The organism is Rubrivirga sp. (assembly GCF_049648075.1).
Lineage (GTDB): Bacteria > Bacteroidota > Rhodothermia > Rhodothermales > Rubricoccaceae > Rubrivirga.
Genome location: NZ_JBARYR010000517.1, coordinates 1 through 1,667 on the forward strand (window position 1 = coordinate 1; position 1,667 = coordinate 1,667).

General features: G+C 63.9%; 1 protein-coding gene. It reads right to left on the reverse strand.

Annotated features, from left to right (window positions below; genetic code table 11):
• Positions 1-1,420: DUF5689 domain-containing protein (locus WBA11_RS14510; RefSeq protein WP_424521379.1), on the reverse strand; the 1,420-nt coding region annotated here is incomplete at its 3' end.
• Positions 1,421-1,667: the final 247 nt, after the last annotated feature.

Here is a 1,667-nt window from a genome sequence, read left to right on the forward strand (position 1 = left end):
CGTAGACGGCGACCGTGGCGTGGCCGGCCTCCTGGAGCGTGACCGAGACCGAGGCCCGGGCCGCCGACGGGTTCGGGACGACGGTGCCGAGCGAGGGCACGGCCTCGAGCGCGGACTCGTTCGAGACGGCGAGAGCACTGATGTCACCAATGACGAGTGGCAGGATCTGGTAGCCGCTATCTCGTGGGTCCTCCTGATCAGACTGGCTGACGATCCCTGTCACAGTCACAGGGTTACCGACGAAATCCGTGCCGTCCAGCTCCGTGTCGTCGGCGTTCGTAATGCGCAGCGTGCCCGTTCCAGAGGCATCTGTGATCGCGTAGTCGGTCTCGGCCTGGTACTGGGCATCGGGACTGTCGAAGGAGACGTCCGATATCGTGACGAGTTCGCCCTCATAGTCCTCCCCATTTGCAGCGAGCTCTGCAAGCGTGATCACCTGAGGTGCAGGAACGTCCTCGTCACCTAACCCTTCAAACGAAGCGAGGTCGTCGCCATTGATCTGAAGGAGGCCATCAAACTCCGAGAGAGTTCCGGACACGCGGACGAACGCTCCGGGCACGAGCGCGCCGCTCTGAACGAGGTCGAAGATCTCGCCGGAGGTCTGACGGAGCACCAAGGCACCCGTCTCATCCTGGATGTAGACGAATGCTCCCCTGGACCGCGTCACAACGCCCTCGATGAGGACGGCCTCGCCGGCTCCAGCCGCACGCGCATCGGCGACCGTGCTGAGGCCAGGGTCGACGTTGAGGACCATGACAATCTCCATGTCGAAGCCGTCTCCCACACTCCCAAATGGAGTCGGTGTGATTCCGCCACAGTCTGTAGTACCGAGGTAGCTGAATCCGTCGGCGGCCTCGAGGTTGCCGGCAGCGGCAGCGTCATACTGACGAGGAGTTCCCTCATCGGCGTCCTGAGAGCCATCGGCGAAGAACACTTCGGCAACCAGCAATTCGTCGCCTGCGAGGGACGGCGCGCCGTCGAACGGGTTGTCGGGGTCGTCGAACCCGACGTTGACCAGCCCGCGCACGTCAGTATCGAACGAAAGGTCGGCACTCGCAAGCTCACTGAGCGCGCCGACAGCGAATCCGTTTTCGACGTTGGTACCAGGAGGAAGCGTGTGGATAACGAGCCGGCCCGTCGCAGGGCGCGTGCCCTCCTCATAGATCTGGACCGTGATGCCGGCGTCGACACTCGTGAGTTCAGCGTTGAGGGGCAGTGCAAACTGGCTCAGGTCGAAGACACGGTAGAAACTGTTGTCAGTCGTGCCGAGAGCTATGCGTTCGCCATCCTCGTCCTCAGCGCTCGATCGGCAAGCCACAGCCGAGGTCGTAACGTCGAGCGACGAGTTCTGCGTGATGGTCAGGTTGGCGCTCGGGGCGAAGGCTGGAGCCTCGAGCGCGGTCACGGAACGATCGAGCACGGGTCCCGTCGTGACCGACTTGGTCTGCGCGAGAGCGCAGGGGGTGAGGAGGACTGCCGCAAGGGCAAGAGTGGCAAATTGTCGCATTACAGATCTAAGTCGTTGGATGGAAGGGGCGGCGCCGCTCTGGCGCCGCCCCCTTAGGAGTCGTGCTTGTCCGAGAGCTCGATCAGCGTGCGACCGTGAACGGCCGGACCACCGTGGCGCCGCCGGCCGCGAGCCGGACCATGTAGGTGCCGGCCGGCAA